Annotated in this window: 22 protein-coding genes and 2 pseudogenes; 7 read left to right on the top strand and 17 right to left on the bottom strand. The window is 69.3% G+C overall.

The window, feature by feature from the left end; genetic code table 11:
• Nucleotides 1-89 precede the first annotated feature (89 nt).
• Nucleotides 90-488 (bottom strand): hypothetical protein, encoded by a 399-nt coding sequence (locus tag AB0J87_RS52075; RefSeq protein ID WP_363980576.1) that lies wholly within the window; start codon nucleotides 486-488, stop codon nucleotides 90-92.
• A 155-nt stretch (nucleotides 489-643) separates the two neighbouring features.
• On the opposite strand from AB0J87_RS52075, the gene AB0J87_RS52070 reads away from it, so the two are divergent.
• Nucleotides 644-1,228 (top strand): DinB family protein, encoded by a 585-nt coding sequence (locus tag AB0J87_RS52070; protein ID WP_363980573.1) that lies wholly within the window; start codon nucleotides 644-646, stop codon nucleotides 1,226-1,228.
• Between the two features lie 100 nt (nucleotides 1,229-1,328).
• Here AB0J87_RS52070 and AB0J87_RS52065 read toward each other — a convergent pair.
• Nucleotides 1,329-2,166: pseudogene (locus AB0J87_RS52065) on the bottom strand (Tn3 family transposase); the annotation flags it as partial.
• Between the two features lie 149 nt (nucleotides 2,167-2,315).
• Nucleotides 2,316-3,161 carry a dienelactone hydrolase family protein gene (locus AB0J87_RS52060; RefSeq protein ID WP_363980570.1) on the bottom strand — a complete coding sequence of 282 codons (846 nt, stop codon included), beginning with the start codon at nucleotides 3,159-3,161 and terminating at the stop codon, nucleotides 2,316-2,318.
• 95 nt (nucleotides 3,162-3,256) lie between these two features.
• Here AB0J87_RS52060 and AB0J87_RS52055 point away from each other — a divergent pair, with 95 nt between their 5' ends.
• Nucleotides 3,257-4,231, top strand: a complete 975-nt coding sequence (locus tag AB0J87_RS52055) for a helix-turn-helix domain-containing protein (RefSeq protein ID WP_363980567.1) — start codon at nucleotides 3,257-3,259, stop codon at nucleotides 4,229-4,231.
• A gap of 262 nt (nucleotides 4,232-4,493) precedes the next feature.
• On the opposite strand, the gene AB0J87_RS52050 is transcribed toward AB0J87_RS52055, so the two are convergent.
• The 5 genes from AB0J87_RS52050 to AB0J87_RS52030 form a co-directional block, all read right to left on the bottom strand.
• On the bottom strand, nucleotides 4,494-5,414 hold the full coding sequence (locus AB0J87_RS52050) for a hypothetical protein (RefSeq protein WP_363980565.1): 921 nt from the start codon (nucleotides 5,412-5,414) through the stop codon (nucleotides 4,494-4,496).
• A 112-nt stretch (nucleotides 5,415-5,526) separates the two neighbouring features.
• A complete protein-coding gene (locus AB0J87_RS52045; RefSeq protein ID WP_363980562.1) occupies nucleotides 5,527-5,928 on the bottom strand; it encodes a hypothetical protein in 402 nt (133 codons plus the stop codon).
• A gap of 559 nt (nucleotides 5,929-6,487) precedes the next feature.
• A complete protein-coding gene (locus AB0J87_RS52040; RefSeq protein WP_363980559.1) occupies nucleotides 6,488-6,754 on the bottom strand; it encodes a hypothetical protein in 267 nt (88 codons plus the stop codon).
• Nucleotides 6,751-7,149: a hypothetical protein gene (locus AB0J87_RS52035; RefSeq protein WP_363980556.1), complete on the bottom strand. Its 399-nt coding sequence runs from the start codon at nucleotides 7,147-7,149 to the stop codon at nucleotides 6,751-6,753. The genes AB0J87_RS52040 and AB0J87_RS52035 overlap by 4 nt, the downstream gene beginning before the upstream one ends.
• 44 nt (nucleotides 7,150-7,193) lie before the next feature.
• Nucleotides 7,194-7,490 carry a helix-turn-helix domain-containing protein gene (locus AB0J87_RS52030; protein ID WP_363980594.1) on the bottom strand — a complete coding sequence of 99 codons (297 nt, stop codon included), beginning with the start codon at nucleotides 7,488-7,490 and terminating at the stop codon, nucleotides 7,194-7,196.
• Nucleotides 7,491-7,613: 123 nt separating this feature from the next.
• Here AB0J87_RS52030 and AB0J87_RS52025 point away from each other — a divergent pair, with 123 nt between their 5' ends.
• Complete coding sequence (locus AB0J87_RS52025) at nucleotides 7,614-8,636, top strand: hypothetical protein (RefSeq protein WP_363980553.1); 1,023 nt, start codon at nucleotides 7,614-7,616, stop codon at nucleotides 8,634-8,636.
• A gap of 58 nt (nucleotides 8,637-8,694) precedes the next feature.
• Nucleotides 8,695-8,940 carry a hypothetical protein gene (locus AB0J87_RS52020; protein ID WP_363980551.1) on the top strand — a complete coding sequence of 82 codons (246 nt, stop codon included), beginning with the start codon at nucleotides 8,695-8,697 and terminating at the stop codon, nucleotides 8,938-8,940.
• A 458-nt stretch (nucleotides 8,941-9,398) separates the two neighbouring features.
• On the opposite strand, the gene AB0J87_RS52015 is transcribed toward AB0J87_RS52020, so the two are convergent.
• The 4 genes from AB0J87_RS52015 to AB0J87_RS52000 all read right to left on the bottom strand — a co-directional run bounded on the left by AB0J87_RS52015 (nucleotide 9,399) and on the right by AB0J87_RS52000 (nucleotide 11,934).
• The gene (locus AB0J87_RS52015) at nucleotides 9,399-9,626 is read right to left on the bottom strand and encodes a hypothetical protein (RefSeq protein WP_363980548.1); all 228 of its coding nucleotides are present in this window, start codon (nucleotides 9,624-9,626) and stop codon (nucleotides 9,399-9,401) included.
• A 356-nt stretch (nucleotides 9,627-9,982) separates the two neighbouring features.
• Entirely contained in the window at nucleotides 9,983-10,594 is a 612-nt protein-coding gene (locus tag AB0J87_RS52010) for a transposase (RefSeq protein ID WP_363980545.1), read from the bottom strand.
• Nucleotides 10,519-11,058 (bottom strand): winged helix-turn-helix domain-containing protein, encoded by a 540-nt coding sequence (locus AB0J87_RS52005; protein ID WP_363980542.1) that lies wholly within the window; start codon nucleotides 11,056-11,058, stop codon nucleotides 10,519-10,521. Before AB0J87_RS52005 ends, AB0J87_RS52010 begins: the two co-directional genes overlap by 76 nt.
• 468 nt (nucleotides 11,059-11,526) lie before the next feature.
• Nucleotides 11,527-11,934 (bottom strand): helix-turn-helix domain-containing protein, encoded by a 408-nt coding sequence (locus AB0J87_RS52000; RefSeq protein ID WP_363980539.1) that lies wholly within the window; start codon nucleotides 11,932-11,934, stop codon nucleotides 11,527-11,529.
• 110 nt (nucleotides 11,935-12,044) lie between these two features.
• On the opposite strand from AB0J87_RS52000, the gene AB0J87_RS51995 reads away from it, so the two are divergent.
• Complete coding sequence (locus AB0J87_RS51995; protein ID WP_363980538.1) at nucleotides 12,045-12,827, top strand: SDR family oxidoreductase; 783 nt, start codon at nucleotides 12,045-12,047, stop codon at nucleotides 12,825-12,827.
• Nucleotides 12,828-12,849: 22 nt separating this feature from the next.
• On the opposite strand, the gene AB0J87_RS51990 is transcribed toward AB0J87_RS51995, so the two are convergent.
• The 4 genes from AB0J87_RS51990 to AB0J87_RS51975 all read right to left on the bottom strand — a co-directional run bounded on the left by AB0J87_RS51990 (nucleotide 12,850) and on the right by AB0J87_RS51975 (nucleotide 17,602).
• Nucleotides 12,850-13,203 (bottom strand): transposase, encoded by a 354-nt coding sequence (locus AB0J87_RS51990; protein ID WP_363980535.1) that lies wholly within the window; start codon nucleotides 13,201-13,203, stop codon nucleotides 12,850-12,852.
• Between the two features lie 576 nt (nucleotides 13,204-13,779).
• Nucleotides 13,780-14,262 carry a (2Fe-2S)-binding protein gene (locus tag AB0J87_RS51985; protein WP_363980533.1) on the bottom strand — a complete coding sequence of 161 codons (483 nt, stop codon included), beginning with the start codon at nucleotides 14,260-14,262 and terminating at the stop codon, nucleotides 13,780-13,782.
• Nucleotides 14,262-15,200 carry an FAD binding domain-containing protein gene (locus AB0J87_RS51980; protein WP_363980530.1) on the bottom strand — a complete coding sequence of 313 codons (939 nt, stop codon included), beginning with the start codon at nucleotides 15,198-15,200 and terminating at the stop codon, nucleotides 14,262-14,264. Before AB0J87_RS51980 ends, AB0J87_RS51985 begins: the two co-directional genes overlap by 1 nt.
• Nucleotides 15,197-17,602, bottom strand: a complete 2,406-nt coding sequence (locus AB0J87_RS51975) for a xanthine dehydrogenase family protein molybdopterin-binding subunit (protein WP_363980527.1) — start codon at nucleotides 17,600-17,602, stop codon at nucleotides 15,197-15,199. Before AB0J87_RS51975 ends, AB0J87_RS51980 begins: the two co-directional genes overlap by 4 nt.
• A gap of 413 nt (nucleotides 17,603-18,015) precedes the next feature.
• Between AB0J87_RS51975 and AB0J87_RS51970 the strand changes: the two are divergent.
• A pseudogene (locus AB0J87_RS51970) lies at nucleotides 18,016-18,474 on the top strand (SDR family NAD(P)-dependent oxidoreductase); the annotation flags it as partial.
• Nucleotides 18,475-18,673: 199 nt separating this feature from the next.
• Entirely contained in the window at nucleotides 18,674-18,886 is a 213-nt protein-coding gene (locus AB0J87_RS51965; RefSeq protein WP_363980597.1) for a hypothetical protein, read from the top strand.
• A 73-nt stretch (nucleotides 18,887-18,959) separates the two neighbouring features.
• Here AB0J87_RS51965 and AB0J87_RS51960 read toward each other — a convergent pair whose 3' ends face one another.
• Nucleotides 18,960-22,160 carry a BTAD domain-containing putative transcriptional regulator gene (locus AB0J87_RS51960; RefSeq protein WP_363980524.1) on the bottom strand — a complete coding sequence of 1,067 codons (3,201 nt, stop codon included), beginning with the start codon at nucleotides 22,158-22,160 and terminating at the stop codon, nucleotides 18,960-18,962.
• Nucleotides 22,161-22,197 lie beyond the last annotated feature (37 nt).

Raw genomic sequence — 22,197 nt, 5'->3', positions numbered from 1 at the left:
CCTCGCGGGGCCTACAAATCCGCTGTTCCGGCAGTCGCTCTCGGTCGGTGTGCCAACCAATCTGGGTTCTTCATCAAATGAAATTGCCGCTAGTTACCGAATACGCAAGAAAGGGGCCGCGGCTGACGCCGTGGTCGCGGGCGAGGGCAGCGATCGAGCGGCCCTCCAGGTACGCGGTGCGGACGTCGTCGGTCTTCTCGGCCGCCCACGGCGGGGCGGCGCCCGCCCTTGCTGCCCTTGGCCTCGGCGGCTCGCAGTCCGTCGTAGGCCAGCTCGCGCTGGAGGTCGCCGGCGGCGGCGAGGGTCTGCCCCATGAACTTCACGGTGGACAGCGACTCCCCGGTGCGCGGGTGACGGGCGGTGAGGTCCATCGCGGAGAACACGCCGTCGTGGATGCGCAGCGCCACCTGGTCGCGGTGGAGGACGTCGAGCACGTCGAGGATGTGCCCGGTGCCGCGTACGAGGCGGAACATCTCGGAGATGTGCACGGTGTCGCCCGGCCGCGTCGCTCGCTCTTCGCCCCGAGGCAGTGCCGTCCGTGAGCGTGAACAACGGCGGCCATGGCCAGGCCTCGGCTCTGCCGGTCGTTGCGGACCATGTACGGATTTGAGACCACGAGCAGCTCATGGCAGGCTCATGCCGCATGATCGATGAATTCGCGAAAGACAACCTGCACGGGAGGCTGCGGCGGGACCGCAAGGCGCTGCTCTGGAAACTCGACGGCTTGTCCGAATACGACGCCCGCCGACCTTTGACAGCGACCGGGACCAACCTCCTCGGCCTGGTCAAACACGTGGCCGGCGTGGAGGCCAGGTACTTCGGCGAGGTCTTCGACCGCCCTTCCCCGGAACCGCTGCCCCGGTGGCAGGACTCCGACGGCAGCGATCTGTGGGCGACCGAGGACGAGACCCGCGATCAGATCATCGGGTTCTACCGGCGCACGTGGGAACACTCGGACGCGACGATCAACGAGCTTCCCCTCGACGCCCCCGGCCACGTGCCGTGGTGGCCGGAGCCTTATCCCAACACGAACCTGTTCGCCGTCATGGTCCATGTCCTCGGCGAGTCCAACCGGCATGCCGGGCACGCCGATATCCTGCGCGAGGGCCTCGACGGCCGGACCGGGGTGCGCCCCGAACACGAGAAGCAGATCGACGAGGAAGCCCGTGCAGCCTACTGCGCGAAGATCGAGCAGGCCGCCAGGACGGCCGCACCAATCAAGGCTTAGGTAGACATACCAGGCAGCCTGACATCAGTTCCCCTGCCGGCGCTTGCGATTTCCGAGCACCCCGGCCACCTGATATGCCCGCGTCACCCGATATGGGCGTTCAGTCCACGCCTTCGTCGTCCTCGTCCAGCTCGGGCGCGTCCGGGTCGCGCAGCGGGCGCAGGGCGCCGGCGGCCGGGGTCGAGGCGGTGAAGCTGTAGCGGTCAGGTTGCGGTGCGCTTGAGCGGGGAGAGCCGGGTGATGTCCTCCTCGCGGATCTCGTGGCCCTCGGCCTGGAGCTGGGCGACGGCGGCGTCGATGTAACGGGTCGTCCAGAGCACGAAGGCGTTGAGGACCAGGCCGAGCGAGCCGAGCCGGTCCTCCATGCCGTCCCGGTACGCCAGGTGGATGGTGCCGCGCTTGCCGTGGCACACGTCCCGGGCCAGCTTGTGGCGGGATTCCTGGACGGTGAGCTGCCGGTTCATCTGCCCCCGGTAGGTGCCCTCGACCGGGTCGACCACGCGCAGCAGGTGCTCGGTCTTGGCGATCCGCCCGTACTCCGCGAACGCCGCACCCAGCGGAGTCGGGCTCGCGTCCGGACATGCGCAGCAGGTCGTAGGCACGGACCTGGTTGATGACCAGGGAATCGGCGACCTTCAGCATGTCCGGCCAGTGCGTGATCACCTTGTTCAGGTTCACGCGGTTGCGCGCCAGGTCCTCCACCGAACGTGCCCGTCTCGACGCCGGGCATCGTGGCCCGCCAGAACCGCTGGTCGTCCAGGTCGCGAAAACCGCGGGCTGAAGTTGTAGCCGTCCAGGTTCAGCAGCGCGTCCAGGATGTGCGGGGAGTCGCGCGGGGTGCCCGGGACGACCAGCTGCCCGATGCCCGCGACCTGGTCGTTGACGGCGTTGGGCCAGGTGATGCCCCGCTTGAACCCGAAGTACTTCGGCGACGGCGCAGGCCCACTTCGCCCTTCCGCGCGCACCTGCTGTCCGAGAGCCCGCCGACATCACGGAAAGTCACTACCACGGCCCTCGACATCGAGAACTCGCGATGGTCGAAGAGGTGACTCCACCAGTACCCCCGCCGCCCAGGCGGGTGTGCCGCTCAGCCGTATGTCGTCTGGGAATGTCCGAACGGGCTCAAGCGGTCGGTCAGGAAGACGATGATCTCGTCCCTGGCCTTCAGCGTGGGATGTCCGTCCTCGTCGACGAGGTGGGCGGTGACCACGCTGTGGGGGGACCCGACCACGTCGCCGAAGAACGGTGGCGGGCTGGTGTTCGCGGAACTGCCCGGAAGAACACGGCCGTCGAAGGCGTCGCCGAGGAGCGCCTGGTAGGCGGCGAAGCGCTGGCCGGTGCACCAGCGGTCGTCGTCGAAGCGGTAGGCAAGGACCTTCAGCCCCTCGCGCGCGATGCGGTCTCGGACTGCGCGCGCGTCCTCGTCGCTGATCTCGAGTCCGGCAGGGTCGTCCAGCGGCAGCGACGGGTGGTTGACCACTGGCGCGATGACAGCCGGCTCAAGCGCCATGGTGAGAGCGAAGTTGCCGGTGAAGCACAGTCCGATCGCGCCGACTCCCGGACCGCCGCATTCGGCATGGGCTTGGCGCGCCAGCCCACGTAGCCATGCCGTGACCGGGCTGGTGCCGCCCCCGGCGAACGCGCGGAACTCGGCACTGACACACGCGCGGCGGACGACTTCCGTACCACCCTCAACCGTGGGATAGGCACCGTCGATCCCGAAGAGTGAGGGGACATGAACGGTGAAGCCCGCATCTCGCACCCACCGCGCCAGTCGAAGGACATCAGGACTGATGCCGGGCATCTCCGGCATCAACACGACGGCCGGCCCGGAACCCGCGGCGTACACCGTCTTCACCACCCCCTCCACATCCACGAGTCGGCGGGAGAAGTCCGTGATCATGTCGTCAAGTCGTCCGCTGGCAGCGCTCATGGTGACAGCGTGGACCGATGCCCCCGCGAGGGCGAGAGGCGACATCGCCATGTATGCGGGTAATCTCGCCATAGGCTGATGGTGAGGAGGCGAGCGTGAGCGCGAGCGCGCTGCGGGTTGGTGTCCTGGCCTATCCAGGCTGCTTCGCGTCCGAGGTGTTCGGCGTACCCGATCTCTTGACGATGGCCACGCACGTTGCCGGTCCGGACGGCTCTGGATACGAGGTGTCGATCGTTTCGCCTCGTCGTCGTGTCGCGGCATCGGGTGGTGCGGTGTTGGACGTCTCTCCGCTGCACGAGGTAGATGTCCTTGTTGTGCCAGGGTTCGAGCTCGTGCCGGGCCTCGACGTGGACGCGAAGCTCGCACCCCTCGCCCCTGAAATTGCGGCGATCCGTTCACACGCTGCTGCGGGCACTGTCGTCGTCTCGATCTGTGTCGGTGCGTTCCTGCTCGCCGAGGCTGGACTCCTCAACCGACGCCGTGCTACGACAGCCTGGCTCCTCGCGGACGAACTGGCTCGACGCTATCCGGACGCTGACGTCCGGCCTGAGCGTCTGGTCGTCACCGACACCGGGGTGACGACAACGGCGGCCTTCAGCGCCATGTACGACTTCGCGCTGGATCTGATCCGTCAACACAGTGGTGCCGGCGTGGCACGGACAACCGCGCGGGTGGCGCTCGTCGACGATGCGCGATCGTCCCAGACCCCATACGTTGACGCGCAATGTCTTTCGCAGCCCGGAAACGCGTTCTCCCACAAGGTCATGCGATGGCTCGACCAGAACCTTGCCACCCGATACGACCTCGCCGCGTTGTCGGACACGTTCAAGGTCAGCACTCGGACGCTGCTGCGGCGCTTCGCGGACGAGACCGGCCAGAGCCCGCTGGAATACCTGCAATCGTCGCGTGTCCGTCGCGCCCGCCACCTCCTTGAGGCCACGAATCGAACCGTCGGCAGCATCTCCGCCGCGGTCGGATACAGGGACCCCAGCACGTTCGCCACCCTCTTCGCCAAGCACACTGGACGACGCCCGAGGGACTACCGCGCGGCCTTCCGCCGTGTTGACTGATTTAGGCGCATGAAGCCGTTTTGCCGCTGGAGATCACGGTCAGTTACTGCCGCCCCCCTCTGCATCGACAGTCGAATACGCGACCTCACCAGCCCCGAGGCCGGGTGAGCGGGATGCTGGTGGTGGCCAGCGCGGTGAGCACGGTCAGCGCGTCGGTATCGAGGTCGGGCTGCGTGGTGTCGGCTGCCGTGGTGGCACCAAAGCCCTCATCGCTACGACAGGGGAGATCGGGGTCGAGGAACCCAGGAACAGTCGTTGGCGGCTACAGCACCTCTGCGGCGTTCCTCAGCATGTTGTCGAGGCGCTGGCCATGCCTTTCGAGCTGGGAGCGATTCTCCGCGATCAACCGCCGCTGCGCGGCGAGATCGGCGGTCAGCCAACTGCGTACAAAGCCTGACTCGTTTTTGCACATGATGTCGTCGAGCGCGGCCCGGCGTTCGGCTTCGGTGGGAGGGATCCCGTGTTTCCGCTGCTCTTTCGTCGGATTCGGATGCGCGGCCATCCGTTGGGAGGTCCAGTAGGAGTAGGGGGCTTCGACGGGGTCCTCGTAGTCGTGTCCCCTCCGGGTCATGCAGCGTTTCCACTCGGCAGCTGCACTCTGAACGGCCGGGTCCTTCCGCGAGGTCTTCCATGCTCTGGATTCGAGTTCTGGCACCGGGTTCCTCGCCTTGCCCGCGGCGGAGGCGGTCTCACCCCGCTCGAGCCGGCGGTTTGCCGCACCGCGGCAGCCGCCCTGGGGCAGGCCGGCGATCCGGGCCGGGTGCCCTTGCTCGTCCACGCCGCTGACGATCTGGAACAGCCGGGACTTCCTGTCAATCTGGTCTTCCCACAGAGGGGCAGTGACCGGCGGCGCGTCGAGGGAGTACGCCCAGGTACGGGCGGTACGTACGTCATACATGCCGTACCGGTCGTTCTGCGGTACCCGATGGCGACCGGATTGCCAAGCAGGCAGTTTGACGTGGAACCTGTCGGCACACTGCTGAGTCAGCAGATACCTCGCCCGAAGGGTGGTTTCGAGCTCCGCATCGGTCAACTCGAAGGCGGCCAAGGGGTAGTCGACCTGGTCAAGATCAATGGTCTTCCCGAGGAGCTTCTCTCCCGCCTCCGGAGGGCCGCCTCCGCAACCGACGAGCACCGCCAAGACGGACAGCATCAGGGCGCCGAGCAGGCGACCATCGGCCACGGTGACGACCTCCTGAGAGCCGGGACCAAGGACGGGGACGGTCCGCGCGCCGCCGGGACCAGTGGGACTGACCCCGGACGACGCTTTGCGCTACATTCCGGACGGGCCAGCCTCAGCAGTTGAGCCAAGCCGCATAGCTTCGGTCGTTCTCGCCCGTGGCCACGTTGCGGACACCGGTCCCCGGCCAGGTGCGGAAGGCGAAGTGCCCGTAGTCGTCGGTCACATCGGCGTAGACGTAGGCGCCGCCGTACTGGTTGTCCCAGTACGAGCTCGCCTGCATCTTCATGGGGCCGGTGAAGAAGTGCCGACCGCAGGTCGTCCAGCCCTGGTAGGCGCCCTGGCAGTCGGAGTGCTGGTAGAAAAGGACCCACCCTCGGTCGGGTACCGCGGAACAGGCCGCGGCGTTCTTCGCCCCGGTGTCCGCTTTCACGGCGGTGGGAGCCTGCTGCACTGCCGAGGCGGCGGTAGGTGCCATGGCGAAGCCGATGCCGAGGGCCGCCGCAGCAATACCCACACGGATTTTCCCGTTCACGTGTTGCCCCTTTCGTCTCAGGTACGCCGCAGAAGCCGTCTGCAGGTACCAACGCCGGTCGTCAGTCGGGCGGAGTTGAGCGGGCGGAGAGAGCAGTACTCGTCGGAGGTCCTGGAGAATGCTCAGGTCCTTGCAGGTCAACGTCACGCCCTTTGGGCGATACTTGCCTTTCTGCCTGCGAAACTATCGCGGTGGCCTTTCGCCCCTCTGCCTTCTCACTGTCACGTCACTGTCGCGGTCCGGACCAGGACACCCACAGCAAGGGAACGAGCCCTCGCGACCATGACGAGATTTGAGCGGACACGAAGGCCGCCAAGCAGGCCATCCGTGCGGCCTTACGCACCTCGGACATCGACGCGGCGTGGAACGCGAAGATCGCCTGGTTCGCCCATCTGGGCGAGAACTGGGAACCCCAGCTCAAGCGCGGAGTGGCGGCGGGGGTGGGCATGCGCCGGCCTGGGGCTCTCTGACGGCCGCCAGGGCTGGGCGTCAGCGGCTGACTCACCCGTACCTGGGCCGCATATCGATGGGCGCTGTCGATTTAGCCCTCCAGTTCCTCAGGTGCAGGTCCTCTGCCAGGTGGGGCGGGGTGGTCAGCGACCGCCGTCGTAGATGAATCTGGCGACCGGGTGCTCGGCAACCCGCTGACGGTACGCCGGTAGGCGTCCTCTTCGACCGGGGTGAGCACGACGTCGCCGGCGGTGGCCAGGCGATCGCGCAGCAGTTCGGTGTCGGCGGTGTCGTCGAGGTCCGGCAGCCCGGCCGGCCGGGCTGCCGCCATCACGAGCTCGGGGCCGGACATGTTCACGCCGCCGTCCTCCAGGCGCACGCGCACGAGCTCGTGCGCGTGCGGGCACCGAGCGCCCGGGCTGCGGCGGACAGGACCTGAACGCCGGCCTGGTCGACGTCGACCAGGCGCAGCGGCGCGAACTCGTAGCGGCCGTCCGGGGCGAGCAGGCGGCCGGTGGTGCCGGCCTCTTGATGGCGCGCTCGCCCCGCGTGGGCGCGAGGGCGGTCTGAAGTCGTCGCAGTGCCTCCAGCGCGGCGCCGCTCGGTGAGCGGGGCGGGTAGCTCGCCGGGCTCGACCTGGTCGGTGTTCTCCCGCACGGCGTAGGTGAGCAGCAGCTCTTCCAGCTCGTTGAGCACGTGCCACAGGTCGTTGTTCAGGTCTGGCACCAGCACGGTTCGGATGGTGGGGCTCATGGGGTGTCCTTCCCCTTGATGGAACGCGGTCCTGGTGGACGCTGTCAGGGCCAGTGGATGTCGTCGACTAGCTCGGCGGCGGGTGAGTTTTCGCCTTCGAGCGCTCTGTACAGCGTGGAGCGTCCGACGCCGAGTTCGCGAGCGATCTGGGTGACGGACTGGCCGCGGTCGCGGCGGGCCCTGGCGGCGGCGAGCACGTCCACGGTCACCATCACCGGGCAACCGCCGACGCGGCCGGCAGCGCGGGCGGCCTCCAGGCCCTCCAGGGGGCGCTCCTGGATGAGGTCGCGTTCCATCTCGGCGGCCATGGCCGCGACCATGAACAGCACCTTGTCCGCGATGCTCTGCCTGTTGGGCTTGTGGATGCCGGCGCAGATGCCGATAGCGGCAGAGCGGCGAATTCTTTATCCGGAGCTCCGCGGACTCTCCGTCGCCGGGCGCCGGGCCGTGCGAACCTGAAAGCCGTGGGACTTCTCCGGCTCGCCGTGCTCGTGGGGCTGACGGTGCGGCACCTGTGCCAGGGCGCCCCTCGGTCGCCTCAGAAGGATCTCCCTGTGCCCGGGCCGGCGGCGAGGCGCCCGCGCAGTCACCGGCTGATCATCGGGATGTTCGCGCTGTCCACGCTGCTCGGCGCGGCTGCCTGGAACTTGTACCAGACCGCCGCGCCCGTGCCCCTGTACACCCGCTTCGACGGGAGCATCGGCGTGTACGTGACCGTGCCGGAGGGCGAACGCGCCCTCGACCTCCTCACGCTGGCTGTCAAGGCGGATCCCTGCGGCGAACTCCAGGCGGAGGGGATCGCGCTCGACGAGAAGGAGCTGGCGCAGTGCGGGCCGGACACGTACGAGTTCGTGATGACCGGCCTTGCGACGAAGGGAGCTCCGCCGTGCTATGGCTATCGCATCACCCTCGACGGCGATGCGCGGTTGTCGGAGATGGAGCTCAACGACCGGCCTCGGCGGGTCACATCGGTGATCGACGGGCAACTCTGCCGCTCTCGCGCGGATTCCCTGCTCCTGGAGCCCGTCCACATCAGCGGGCGGGCGAGGAAGCCACTTGTGATCTCCCGCGGATACACGACCGTGCTCGCCGCTCCATCGGTCATGTACGGGGGCGCCACGAACGCCGACGAGACGCACATCTCCTGGCAGCTCGGCCGCATGCCGCTCGACAGCGTCGTGGAGTCCGGCACCGAGTACGGCCGCGACAGGTCCGACCCGCTGCGGCTGGCCTGGTACCACCCCAGCCCGGAGACCGTCCCCGAGCCCACGACGGGCCTCGAGTGGCGGGCTGACCCCGATGAGCCGGCCGGGAACTCCGACCGGGGAGGATATCTCGCCGGACCGAACGCCCGGCTCATCTCCATCCCCGGCAAGCAGGCCGCCGAACAGGCTCTGTTCTGGGCCGGTCTCCTGGCGGGCGCCGCCGTGTCGACGCTCACGTGGGCGGGGGAACTGCTGCTGGAAAACCGGCGATCAAGGCGATGAGGCAGGGCATGGCTTCTGCTCGCTCGATGGCTGCCGACGCCAGAGCAACGGCCTGTCATTGGGAGTCTGGCTGCGCTGGGAGCGCGGCCTGCGCGAGCTGACCGGCCTGGCGCCCTGCCCCGTCGCGGGCGACCCCGCTGACGACCCGGCTGACGACCCGGAAAAATGCCTGCTGTTCGGCGGCCACCCGAGCGACCATTCCTTCGACCGGGCCGCGCTGATCGCGGGAATCCACAGTGAGGCATCCCCCGAGATGCCGGCCAGGATGGACGCTCTGCTGGCGGACCACGCCGAAACTCCGTGACCACCGTGTGCACCACCCGAACCCCCCGGCTCGCGCGAGCCGACCTTCGAGGAGGCTGAGTGCGGAAGTTGGCGCTCTGAACTTGATCTTCTTTCGGTTCGATGACGAGAGCTGTTTGCCCTGGTGGATGGGCCTACGGCCGCCCAGCTCGGCGCGCCGTCGCCGAGAACTGGGGTTCGGGGACAACGTCACCCTGCTCGACGTGGCGACCGGCCCCAAGTCACCACTCGCCGTGACTCAAAGGGTGAGTGGTGACTGGTCCGGCAGCACGGCTCGCTGAAACTATGGCATGCCGTGGAGGAAGTGATTTCGACCCGGCTGCGCGCGAGTTGCCCACACCAAACGGACTTCGGGCTCACCGTGACACGAGGAACAACGGTGATGGCTCAGTGCCCCGGACGGACCTTTCTGTAATCTGCCTGCCTGGCGATGGGCATGTGGTCGGGAGTACGGACTATTCAGGACGCTGCCCAGAAGTACCAGCCCTGGTCATCAAAGCAGGGATGGGTCTGTGTCCCACCTGCCTGCACGCCGTTCCTCCAGTATTCGCAAATTCCCTTGGTGGAGTAGGGGCCGTACCAGTGACCTGCCGTCTCCTTGGCCTGTGCGGGACTGACGGAGAGCAGCAGAGCCGCGAGGCCGCCGATCGCGGTAATGGCAATTCTTCCGGTGACGTTTCGCTTCATTTCTCCGCTTCCTTTCGTCGTTTCTTCGTCATACGGCCGGCCATGTCAAGCGCGGAACCGGAATAGGCGACCACTACTTGCCCAGCAGAGAAGCGACAGCCAATTCGGTTCCGCGCGATTGAAGACAGACGTATGTCTGGAGGTGCCGATAATTTCGTCACCCGTGTGTCATTTACGCTAATGTCCAAGAAGGTTTGGCGCCAGGTAACCAGCAGGACATTCATAGGACATTTCGTCGCTGACAGGAGCAGTTCGTGAGAGTCAGACGCACCTGCTCCCCGCAGACGTTGGCCGCCAAGCCTCTGGAGGGGCATGGTGTTACTCGCCGCGTACACAGGTTGAATTCGTAGGGTCGGTCATGGGTTTGCCGGGGTATCGAGGGTGAGCCCGGTCTGGGCCAGGCAGCCGGTGAGCAGATGGGGCCGGTACTGGATCTTCTTCAGTTTGCGTTTGACGATCCGGACGAGTCCAGGCAGGTCGGTGACGGCGAAGTTGGCCAGGGCCCGGCGGAGCAGGGACCAGACGCCCTCGACGGGGTTCAGTTCGGGAGCGTAGGCGGGTAACTGGACGATGCGCAGCCAGTCGGCGTGCTCGGCGGCGAACTCGGCGAGCTGGCCGGCCAGGTGCACGTTGAGGTTGTCCCAGCACCAGACCAGTGGTGCGCCCAGGTGCTGGTGGGTGGCCACGATCAGGTCCCGGTAGTCGATCCAGGAGAACGACTTGGGCTCGCCCTTGCGGCCGCGGTAGATGTGCAGGCGGTAGAACAGGTGCGGGCGTTCGCCGTCCCGGTTGGCCACAACGCCGGCCATGTTGACCCGGCCGGAGCCCTTGCCACGTACCGTCACCACCGGACGGGCACCGACCGGCGCCCAGGTGCGTCCCTTCGGTGGCCTCAGCCCTTGCCCGGCTTCGTCTTCGAAGCAGAGGTAGGCGCCCAGGTCCGCCGCGGTGCTTTTACCACCGGCCACACCTGCTCCTTCCAGGCAGCGATGGCCTCCTCGTCCCGCTCCAGAGCCCGCCACACCGGGACCTGGACCGACCAGCCATGGCGATGCAGCGGCTTGCCCACGCCCTCGATGGTGTAGCCGGTGTGGAACAGCCGGCCGATCAGCATCTTGACCCGGGCCAGCGTCCAGCACTGGTTCTCGTCGTATCCCCAGGCCAGCGGCCCGCGCCGTAACTCGGCCTCCAACCGTTGCCACTGCCGGTCCGACAGCTTCTCCTTCGACACCGGCCCCTTGGAGCGCAGCGCCTGCGTCCCGCCCTCGCGCCAGGCCTTACGCCAGCGGGTCACCGACCGCTCGTGCACCCGTAACCGTGCAGCGACCGTCTTGGTCGACTCACCGGCCTCGAACCACTCGGCCGCTTGCAGCCGTACACGCTCCCGCCGTTCCTGCTCGGCAGGCGTATACCCACCCCTTTGCCCGTACACCCTGGGATACCGGTCACCGGCAGAGGTCTATAGTGACCTTCTGACCAGCGGTGATGCATCGACCATTTGAGACCACCATCGTTTTTTGAAGATCTTGAAACTGCCGTTTCAGAGCCCCCGAAACGCCTTCAAAAACGCGTTCAACAACCCGGTGATTCAACAACCTCCAAACACGTTTGTTGAGTGGGTGTTGAACAACCTCGGATCTTGGCTGAGGGCCTCCGGAGATATGTGGCCGGGTGCGAGATAGTGGCGGCTTGGGTGCTGGCGACCGTCTGCGTCGTCGGGTCTTTGTCGATTTCTGGAGTCGGCTGCGCAGACGTCCGAAGTCCTCTGCGCAGCACTGCCGACGGTGCGAGGGCGCGAGTGTTGCTTGCCGCTCGATTACGACGGCCTCCTGGCGTCGAACGCCAGGAGGCCGTAGGCAAGCGAGCGGATGATGTGGGGTGCAGATCGCCGCAATCTGCATTACTGGCCCAGAATCACCTGACCGGCAGGAATTATGCTGTGGTCATAGCGCTGCTGGGCCGCGATGACCTCGGGGGTGTGCGCCGAAATCCAGCGGACCAATTGGGCGAAGGGGCGGGACAGGCCTTGACCCAACTCGGTCAGCTCATAGCTGACTTGCGGCGGGGTGGTTGGCTCCACGGTGCGCTCTACCAGCCCGTCGCGGACCAGAGTCCGCAGTTTGGCGGAAAGCATCTTCTCGCTGATGCCCTCGATGCGCTGGCGCAACTCGAAGAAGCGCATTGGCCCAGGCGTCAGGGCGGCCAGGATCAGCGGCACCCACCGTCCGGTGACGTGTTCCATCACCTCCCGCCCGGGGCAGTCGTTGTGAAATGTGTCACTGATCCACCGGGCGTCGCTCTCGTCCACCTGCTCACCTACTGCTGTCTCTCGGGCTTACCTTGAGGTGCGTACTTACAAAATGTAAGCCCAAAACCTAGCGTCTCTCGCGTCTTCGTACGACGAGTCAGGAGAGACAGATGAACAGCAAGCAGGTGGCGCTGGTTAGCGGAGCCAGCCGGGGGATCGGGGCCGCGACCGCGCGCGAGCTGGGTCGGCTCGGCTATCACGTGATCGTCAACTATCTGCGCGACGCCGAGTCCGCAGAGTTGGTGGCCAAGCAGATCGGCGCCGCACAGGCGATCCAGGCCGACGTGACTGACGAGGCCCAGGTGACCACGCTGGTGGACCGGGTGGTCGCCGAACACGGGCGGATCGACGTGCTGGTGGGCAACGCCCACACCGCGGCGCCGCCTTTCGGCCCGCTCGAACATGTGCCGTGGGAGGCGTTTGCAGCCAAGATGAGCGATGAGCTGGCCGGCGTCTACCACCTGACCCGGCGGGTGCTGCCGGTCATGCGCCAACGGCGGTCCGGCCGGATCGTCTACGTCTCCGCTACCGCGGCCGAGCTGATCATCGGCAGCCCCGCCCAGTCCACTGCCAAAGCCGCCGTGAACGCCTTCGCCCAGCAGGTCGCCGGCGAGGCCATACGGGACGGCATCACCGTCAATGCCGTCGCCCCTGGCGCGGTTGGTACCGATGCCACCGCCGAGGTGTTCACCGATGGCATCCGGCGCCACTTCGGCGACCGGTCAGTGACCGGCACGATGCTGCGGCCGCAGGACCTGGCTCGCCCGATCGCCGCGCTCGTGGACGGCGCGTTCGCCACGGTCACCGGCCAGGTGATCCGCATCGATGGCGGATACCCGCTGCTGAGCCAGTTGCTGGACGGCCTGCCGGCCCAGTTCCCCACGGCTTCGTGAGCCTCACAACAGAGGGTGCGGCTCAACCTCCAGGTTGATGACGTCGATCAGGCCGCAGCTCGGGGGAATGCGCTGATGAGGCGGTCGTGCTCATGTCCGAGCTCCACTGGCCGACGGGCCTACGGCTGTCGTCGGCCGGTCCCAGCCGGACCACGTCCAGCGGCGCCGTCCGTGAACTGCGGCCCATCGCCAGCGCTGCGACGAACGAGTACGGCCAACCCGGGATGAACTGGGAGGCGCTCTTGGCCCGGCCGTAGACGTGGCAGAACAGCCACTCGGCTGAGCAGGTGGCGTCCGAGCGCAGCCATGGCGACACATCCACCGCGAGTACGATGCGCCCGTCCGGCCAGCGCGGTAACGGCAGTCTGGGCAGCACGTCACGCAGCTGGCGAGGTTGTTGCGGGAGGTCAGGGTGTCGGGGTGGTCGCCGAGCACCCGCTCCCGCTCGGCGAGCGTCGCCTCGTACAGAGGGATCGCCCGGTCCAGGTCCTCGGCCAGCGCGGTGCGGGTGTCCAGGCCGAGGAAGACGCTGCGGCTGGTGCGGCCCTTGCCGCGCACCCCGCTCAGCTTGGCCTTCTTCGCCCGCCGTAGCTGGGCGCGGTCGCGTGGCTCCAGCTGGGCCAGGTCCAGGCCGGCGTTCTCGGCGCGGCGCAGCCTGGTGCCCAGCATGGTGTGCACGGTGGCACGATCACGCAGTGGCCGGGCATGGCGGTGCGTGGTGGCCGGGCCGGCGCCGCGGTGGCAACGGCCGGTGAGCTGGTGGAAGGACTCCAGCCGGTCCAGCACGTTCTTGACGGTGCAACGGAGTGCCCGGCGGAAGGGCGAACAGGTCGCGCGGCAGCCAGTGCGCGTGGACGTCGATGATCCCCGCGCGGAGGTCTCCTGTGATCGCCATCTTCCGCTCCTGGCCGCCAGGGCAGCCGTCGTCGCCGTCGCGTTCGCGCGGGTTGTCTCAGGTTGGCTTGCCCGGCCGCTCGCGTGCGGCGCGCGTGATCGCGCGTCTGATGGGTTCGTAGCCGGTACACCGGCAGATGTTGGAGCCGACCAGGGCGGCGACGCGCTCCGGGTCGTCGCTGATGCCGGGATCGCGCTCCAGCGCCCCGGCGGCCACCATCAAGAAGCCCGGCGTGCAGAAGCCGCACTGCAGGGCGTGCTCGGCGGAGAAAGCCCGCTGCAGGGGATGGGGCTCGCCGTCGGGACCGGCCAGCCCTTCCACGGTACGCACCGAGCTGCCGTCGCACTGCACGGCCAGCATGAGGCACGATCGCACGGCCCGGCCGTCGACCAGCACCGTGCACGCCCCGCAGACGCCGTGCTCGCAGCCCAGATGCGTGCCGGTAAGGCGGCAGTCGTCACGCAGCACGTCGGCCAGCACCCGGCGGGGCTCCACGTCGAGTGGGTATTGCTCGCCGTTCACCGTGAGAGTGATCTTCATCAGTGGCCTCCCTCGCTCGCGGCGACCCGCGCGCGCTGATCTCGCGCCGCCTCGCGCAGGGTCCTGCCGACCAGGACGGCGATGGCCTGCCGCCGGTACTCCACGTCCGCGTACGGCTCGGCCACGGGAGCCGCGTCCTGCTCGGCGGCGATGCGGCCCGCCCGGGCGAACGGGTGGTCGCCGGGCACCCGGCGTCCTGCCGGGGGCGCGAGGTCGGTACCGATCAGCGCCCGCTCGGCGGCCCTGGCCCGCACCGGCCTGTCGGCGCAGTTGACGAGTCCGATCCTGGCCCCGATGATCACCCCGTCGCGTGCGGTGAGCGTCGCCGCCACGGCCACCTGGGCGAAGCAGAAGTGCGTGCGCCGGTGCTCGATGAAGCCGACCCCGGTGTCGCCGGTGAGCAGCGGGAACCGCACGGCGGTGATGAGCTCGTCCGGCCTGCGGGCGGTCTGGAACGGCCCATGGAAGTAGTCGCGGGCCGGAATCTCGCGTGGGCCGCCGGTGCCGTGCAGCTCGAGGTCGGCGTCGAGCGCGAGGGCGAGGGCACACCATTCCGAGGCGGGGTGCGCCCAGGCGAGGCTGCCGACCATGGTTCCGCGGGAGCGGATGGGCGGGTGGGCGATGTTGGCGACAGCGCGTGCGAACAGCCTGCCGATCGGGCCCGGCACGGCCTGCTCCGACTCGAAGGCGTCGTGGCGGATCAGGGCGCCGATCCGCAAGGTGCTGTCGTCCCCGTCCATTTGCACGTCCATGCGGTCGAGCTCGGCGACGCGGTTGATGTCGACGACCAGTTCAGGACGGATGCGTTGCAGGTGCATCTCCAGGATGAGGCTCTGCCCACCGGCCAGGACCTGGGTCCTGCGCCCGTTGCCGGCGAGCGCGTCGACGGCCTCGTGCACGGTGCGCGGCGCGACGTAGTCGAAGGCGGCGGGCTTCACCGGACCTCCTCCAGTTTCGGGGCGCGGGCCGCTCGCCACACCACGTCCGGGGTGAGCGGCATCTGCAGCAGGTCGGGGTCGGCGACGCGCAGCGCGTCCGCCACGGCGTTGACGATCGCCGCCGGCGTGCCGATGCAGCCCGACTCGCCCGCCCCTTTGGCACCCAGCGGTGTGGTGGGGCTCGGCGTGCAGGTGTCCTTGATCTCGATGGGCGGGATCTCGGTGAACGTCGGCAGCAGGTAGTCCAGCAGGCCGTTGGCCAGCAGGGGAACGCCGTCCTGGTCGAAGGGGATGCCCTCGTAGAGTGCCTGGCCGATGCCCTGCACGACCGATCCGAAGGCCTGCCCGTGCACCACCATGGGGTTGAGCACCCGTCCGCAGTCGTCCACGGCCACCACCCGCAGCACGCGTACGGTGCCCAGCTCCGGATCGACCTCGATCACGGCCGCGTGGGCGCCGAACGGGAACGCCATGCCCGCCTCGAACCGGTCGTCCACGCGCAGCGGCCCGGTCGCCTTCACCAGTTCGGCCAGGTCCATGGCCGCCGAGCCGTCCCGGACGGGGTGCACGGTGCCGTGGGACCACGCCACCTCCTCCGCCGGCACCCCCCACAGGGCTGCGGCCCGCTCGCGCGCCTGCTCGATGAGCAAGGTGGCGGCGTGCTGCAGCGCCGCTCCGTCGACCTGCGCCGAACGGCTGGCGAAGGAGCCCAGCCCGTCGGGCTGGGCGTCGGTGTCGCCCTCGACCAGCCGCACCCGCGCAGCATCCACGCCGAGGGTCTCGGCGACCAGCTCGGGGAAGACCGTCTCGTGGCTCTGGCCACTGGGGGAGGCGCCGCATCGGGCGGTGAACGTGCCGTCCTCGCCCGCCTCGACGCTGACGAACTCGTGCAACCCTCCGGGTTCGCCTCCAGAGCGCTCCACGTAGCAGGACAGGCCGATCCCCACCGGCAGGGCGTCAGGATCAGCCCGGCGGCGGTCCTGTTCGGCCCGCCACCCGTCGTAATCGAGGGTCCGCAGCGCCAGGTCGAGCGCGGCGGCATAGTTCCCGCTGTCGTAGCGCCGCCCAGTGGGCGTCTGGTACGGGAAGTCGTCGGGCGAGATGAAGTTGCGCCGCCGCAGCTCCGCAGGATCCATCCCCAGCCGCCGGGCCAGCACGTCCATTGACCGCTCCAGCGCGATCGCGGCCTCCGGACGGCCCGCGCCTCGATACGGGTAGGTCACCATGGTGTTGGTGAGCACCGAGCGCACGACGGCATGAACCCGGGGCGTGGCGTACGGCCCGGTCGCCATCCAGGCCGTCTGCATGGGCAGGCCGACCCCGAGGTGGGGGTAGGCGCCCACGTCGGCGTCGATGGTCAACTCGTAGGCGAGCAGGCGCCCATCAGCGTCCGCGGCGAGCCGGACCCGCTGATCCTGCCCCCGGCCCCGGCTGGCGACCAGCATGGACTCCAGCCGGTCCTCCACCCATCGAACGGGACGGCCGAGCCGCACCGCCAGGAAGGCGACCGCGACGAACTCCGGGAACGCCGCGCTCTTCGACCCGAACGCGCCCCCGGTGTCCGGCACCACGACCCGTATCCGCTCGGCCGGCCAGCCCAGCAACGCGGCCAGTTCCCGGCGCAACCGGTGCGGCATCTGGTGCCCCGACCACACGGTCAGCCGGTCGTGTCCGGGCATGCACAGAATGGCCCGGCACTCCATCGGCGTGGGCATCAGCAGTTGCTGGCGATATCGTGCCTCCACCACGATCGCCGCCTCCCGCCACACCGACTCCTCGATCGGCTCCCCGGCCTCCCCTAGAAACGCGATGTTGCTCAGACCGTCGAACAGGCGAACGGAGTCAGCCGCCGCGGCTGACGGCGACACCACCGCCGGCAGGGGATCAATCTGGAAGACGACCTCGGCGGCCCCGTCCTCGGCCTGGTAGCGGTCCTGTCCCACGACCACCGCCAGCGCCTCACCGGAGTATCGCACCCGATCCTTGACCAGCACCGGCCACTCCCGGCCGGCCACGGCCTCGTCCGTGGACAGCTTGGCCAGCAGCGTGTGCGGCACCGGAGGCAGATCCTGCAACGTGGCGGCCGAGTGCGGGCACATGGGAAGATCCGCGAGTTCCGCGGCGGACCAGGCCCCCACCACACCCGGCACCTCACAGGCGACGGAGCAGTCCACCTTGCGCAATATGCCGTGCGCGACATCGCTTCTCACAAAAGCGGCGTCCAAACAGTCCGACACGTGCATATCGGCGACATAGCGGCCCGCGCCGGTGAGCAATCGTTCGTCCTCACGCCTCGACCAATGCTCCACAACCGAGACCTCCGCTCCGCCCGTGTTCCACGGTTGGCCAGATTTTATCTTTCGACGTGAATAAGAATCGAATATCCATATCCGACCCGCCATGGCAAGCTAGTCCCGATTCGACGGTACATGTCAGCTCGAAGGGTCCTCGATAGGCCGTGGGAAAACTTCGAACCGATTTTGCCTGACCTGTACCGATAAGGGACGTACAACGCAGTCCGCCCTCACGGCGCACCAGGCAGCCCATCTCCTCCTGCGCCAGCCGCACCCCCAGTTCCTGTTCAAGAGCCCGCGCCGTGCCGGACACCGCCGACTGCACCAGCACCTACCCGAATGGCATTCCATCCCATGCCCGATCACGTCGATGTCCTTCGTCGGAATTCACCGACCCGGAAAAGCACAGACCCCACCGTCCACCTCCTTGGACGACCCGGTGATAAGGCGCGCGTTACTGTGACTTTCCCTCAGGGCGATTAGCGTACGAAGCGAACGGATCCACCAGACCAGCCATCTATATGTTCGAAGGGTGCGTCGACATGCCCACGACGGACGCCAACTCACCAGGAACGCCGTGGTTCATCACCGGCACCTCGCAAGGCTTCGGGCTGGAGCTGGTCAAGCAACTCCTGGCCGGCGGGCGCCGCGTGGCAGCCACCGCCCGCGACACCGCCCGTTTGCGTGAGAACCTCGGCGAGGACGCCTCAAGCGACTTGTTCCTTCCCCTGCAGGTCGACCTCGCCGATGCGAGCAGCATCGACAGTGCCGTGCATCGAGCCGTCGAGCACTTCGGCTCCATCGACGTCCTCGTCAACAACGCCGGGTACGGCCTGCTCGGCTCCGTGGAGGAGACGAGCGACGCCGGGGCCCGCGCGATGTTCGACATCAACTTCTTCGGGCTCTGGAACGTGACACGTGCCGTACTCCCGCAGATGCGCGCCCAGCGCAGGGGGCGCATCATCAACATGTCCTCCATCTTCGGTCTGGTCTCCGGGGCCGGATGGGGTCTGTACAACGCGACCAGAAGACCTCTCCGAGGCGCTTGCGCAGGAAGTCGAGCCGTTCGGCATCTCGGTCACTCTCATCGAGCCCGGATACTTCCGGACCAGCTTCCTCGGCGGCGGATCTCTCGCACTGCCCGAGAACACCATCGATGCCTACACCGCGGTTCGCGACATGACCGAGGAGCACAACAAGATGGAAGGAAATCAGCTCGGCGACCCCGTACGTGCGGCCGAAGCCATCATTGGCGTAGCCTCACGCGCTCCCGCCCCGCTGCGACTCCTGCTCGGATCGGATGCGCTGCGCCTGGCGACCCAGAAGATCGAGAACCTGGCGGCCGAGATCGAGCAGAACAAGGAGATCACCCTGTCCATGGACCACCGCTGACCCGCCCCTGCTACGGGCCACCGCGGGTCCTTCGCCGGCACGCGCGAGCGGGACTCGCCCTCAGCCCGACGGCTCACTGACCAGCGAGGAAATGCCGGTCCAGGGCGTCTCTACTCCCGAGACCCTTCCCGTACGCCGCGGCGAAGGCCTCCTCGCCCAGCGCGGCCCGCCCCCGGCGGGTGAGCTCGCGAACCTGCTGATCGGTGCGGTCGTGCGTGCCGCGCAGCCGGGAGGCGGCGCCGAGCAGGACGGCCGACTCGTCATGCCGCCCGTGCGCCTCGGCGAGCGCGGCCGCGTTCACCGCCACCAGCGACAGGATCGGCAGGTCCCCGGTCTCCAGCGCTGCCGCGTACGCCTTCGCCAGCGCCTGCTCCGCGCCGGCCAGGTCGCCCAGCTCCAGGCAGAGCGAGGCCCGTACGTTGCTTACCAGCGTCCGCACGTGGTCACCGGGGAACGCGGCGTCGCCGTGCAGACCCCGTTCGGCGTCGTCGAGCAGCTGCCGCGCCCGGTCCAGGTCGCCGTGCCGCAGCCAGAAGCCGGACTCCCGCGCGTCGACCAGGATCAGCATCTCGTTCGAGGCCGCGCGCCGGGCCCGCTCCCGGGTCGAGTCGATCATGGCGATCGCCACGTCGGTCTCGCCGCGCCGCAGGTGCAGGTCGATCCAGCGCAGGTCCCTGTACACCTCGTCGCGCAGGCTGAGCGAGCCGAACTCGCCGGCCAGCGTCCGGGCCTCGTGCAGGTCGGCCAGCGCGCCGTCGAGGTCGTCGTCGTACTGCCGCAGCTGGGCGCGCATCGGCAGCGCGCCGGCCTGGCCCCAGCGGTCGCCGGCCCGCCGGAAGCAGGCCAGGGCCGCCTCCACGTCGGTGCGCATCGTGTCGAGCTCGCCCGCGTTCTCGGCGAACCGGGCCCGGAACAGGCGGGCCAGCCCGGACAGCCAGACGTCGTCGCCCTCGGCCAGGCGCTCGATGATCGCGAGCCTGGTCTTCTCCTCCTGCATGAGCGCGGTGATCACGCCGTACGGTCCCGGCAGCTCCGGGTACGCGAGCAGCCGGGCGGCCAGCTCGCGCATCTGCGCCTGGTCGTCGGCGACCTCCTCGGCGGTCATCCCCGGCCAGGTCTCGAGCCGGTCGATCAGGTAGATCGCGTGCGCGCAGTCGCGGGCGGGCGTCGGCCCGCCGCCGGGCACCGCCAGGGCCTCGCCCAGCCAGTAGGCCGCATCGGGCTGCCGGCCGAACATCTGCCAGTACCAGGTCAGGTTCAGGGCGAGAGCGACCGCGCCGGGGGCGTCGCCGGTGTCGCACCGCCGGCGCAGGGCGGCCAGCGCGTTGTCGTACTCGGCGCTGATGACGCGCATGGCCGCCAGCTGGCCGGGCCCGCGCAGCTGCGGGTCGTAGCGGGCCATCAGCTCGGCGAAGTGGCTGGCGGCCAGGTCGCGGACGGTGCCGAGGTCGCCCGTCTCGGCCAGGCGGTCGGTGCCGTACGCGCGCAGCGTCTCCAGCATGCGGTAGCGGCCCGGGTCGGGCGCGAGCTGCAGCAGCGACCGGTCGACCAGGCCCGCGAGCAGCTCGGGGATCTCGGCGGCCGGCACCGCGGTGCCGGCGCAGAGCGCGGCAGCCGAGGCCGGCGTGACGCCGCCGGGCAGGATCGAGACGCGTTCGGCGACCGTGCGCTCGTGCTCGCTCAGCAGCTGCCAGCTCCAGGCGATGACCGCGCGCAGCGTGCGGTGCCGGGGCAGCGCGGTGCGGCTGCCGGTGGTGAGGAGCCGGAAGCGGTCGGACAGCCCGTCGGCCAGCTCGGGCAGCGACAGCGTCCGCAGCCGGGCCGCGGCCAGCTCCAGCGCCAGCGGCATCCCGTCCAGGCCGCGGACCACCCGCCGGACCTCGGGCAGCGTCGCCTCGTCCACCTCGAAGCCCGGGCGCACGGCCGCGGCCCGCTCGGTGAACAGGCGTACCGACGCCGCCCGCCGGGCCTGCTCGACGCCGGCGTCCGGCTCGGGCAGCGCGAGCGGGCCGAGCGGCACCAGCGCCTCGCCGTCGACCGCGAGGGGTTCGCGGCTGGTGGCGAGCACGCGCAGCCCGGCGCAGCAGGACAGCAGCGCCGCGACCAGGTGGGCCACGGCGTCGATCAGGTGCTCGCAGTTGTCGACCAGCAGCAGGCTCTCCCGGCCGCCGAGCCGGTCGGCGAGCACGTCCAGGTCGTCGCCCTCGACCCGCATCCTGGCCTCGAACATCGCGCCGCCGCGCAGCCCGATACCGGCGAGCACGGCCGTGCCGACCTTGGCCGGCTCGGTGACCGAGGCGAGGTCGATCATCCAGGCGCCGTCGCGGTATTCGTGGCGGTGGCGACGGGCGGCCTCCAGCGCGAGCCGGGTCTTCCCGGCGCCGCCGGGACCGAGCACGGTGACCAGGCGCCCGGTGGCGAGCAGCGTGTCGATCCGGGCCAGGTCGTCCTCGCGCCCGATGAAGCCGGTCAGCGGCGCGGGCAGGTTGCCCGACCTGGTCCGCGAGGCGTCCGGGGCGGGCCGCTCGGCGCGCAGCAGGCGCAGGTGGCGCTCGTGCAGGGCGGTGCCCGGATCGGCGCCGAGGGCGTCGGCCAGGGTCTCGCGGACCCGCTCGTACAGGGCCAGGGCCTCGGCCTGGCGCCCCTGGGCGGCGAGCGCGTCCATGAGCAGCGCGGCCGCCCGCTCGTGGACGGGGTGCTCGGCGAGCAGGGCGGTCAGGCGGGCGGCGGCCGCGTCGGCACGGCCCAGGGACAGCTCGGCGTCGGCGAGGTCGGCGACAGCCTCCACCGAGGCGTGGGCCAGCCGGGTCGCGGCGGCGGGCGCCACCGCGGCGACGACCGCGGGCTCGGCGCCGGGACGGTCGCCCCACAGCGCCACGGCCTCGCCGAGCACGGCCGCCGCGGCATCCGGGTCGCCGGCGCGCCGGCGGTCACGGCCGGCTGCGGTGAGCTGCTCGAACCGCAGCGCGTCCACGTCGGCCGCGTCCACCTCCAGCCGGTAGCCGCCCGCGACCTGCGCGACGTCGCCGGCCGAGCCGAGGGTCCGGCGCAGCCGCGAGACGAGGGCCTGCAGGGCGTGGGCCGGGCCGGCCGGCGGGTCCTCGGCCCAGATCGCGTCGACCAGCACGCCCGGCTCGACCGCGCGCCCGCCGGCGAGCGCCAGCCGTACGAGCAGGCCCTGCAACCGCGCACCCTGAACGGGCAGGGCCACGTCACCGCGAGACGCCTGAAAGGCGCCGAGCAGCGTGACGCGAAGCCGCGCATCCCCGTCCATCGCTCGATCCTCGCGCACGCACCCTCGAGTCCCCAAA

Source organism: Nonomuraea sp. NPDC049625 (assembly GCF_040675285.1).
Taxonomy (GTDB): Bacteria; Actinomycetota; Actinomycetes; order Streptosporangiales; family Streptosporangiaceae; genus Nonomuraea; species Nonomuraea angiospora_A.
This window is presented reverse-complemented; position numbering and strand designations above follow the sequence as displayed.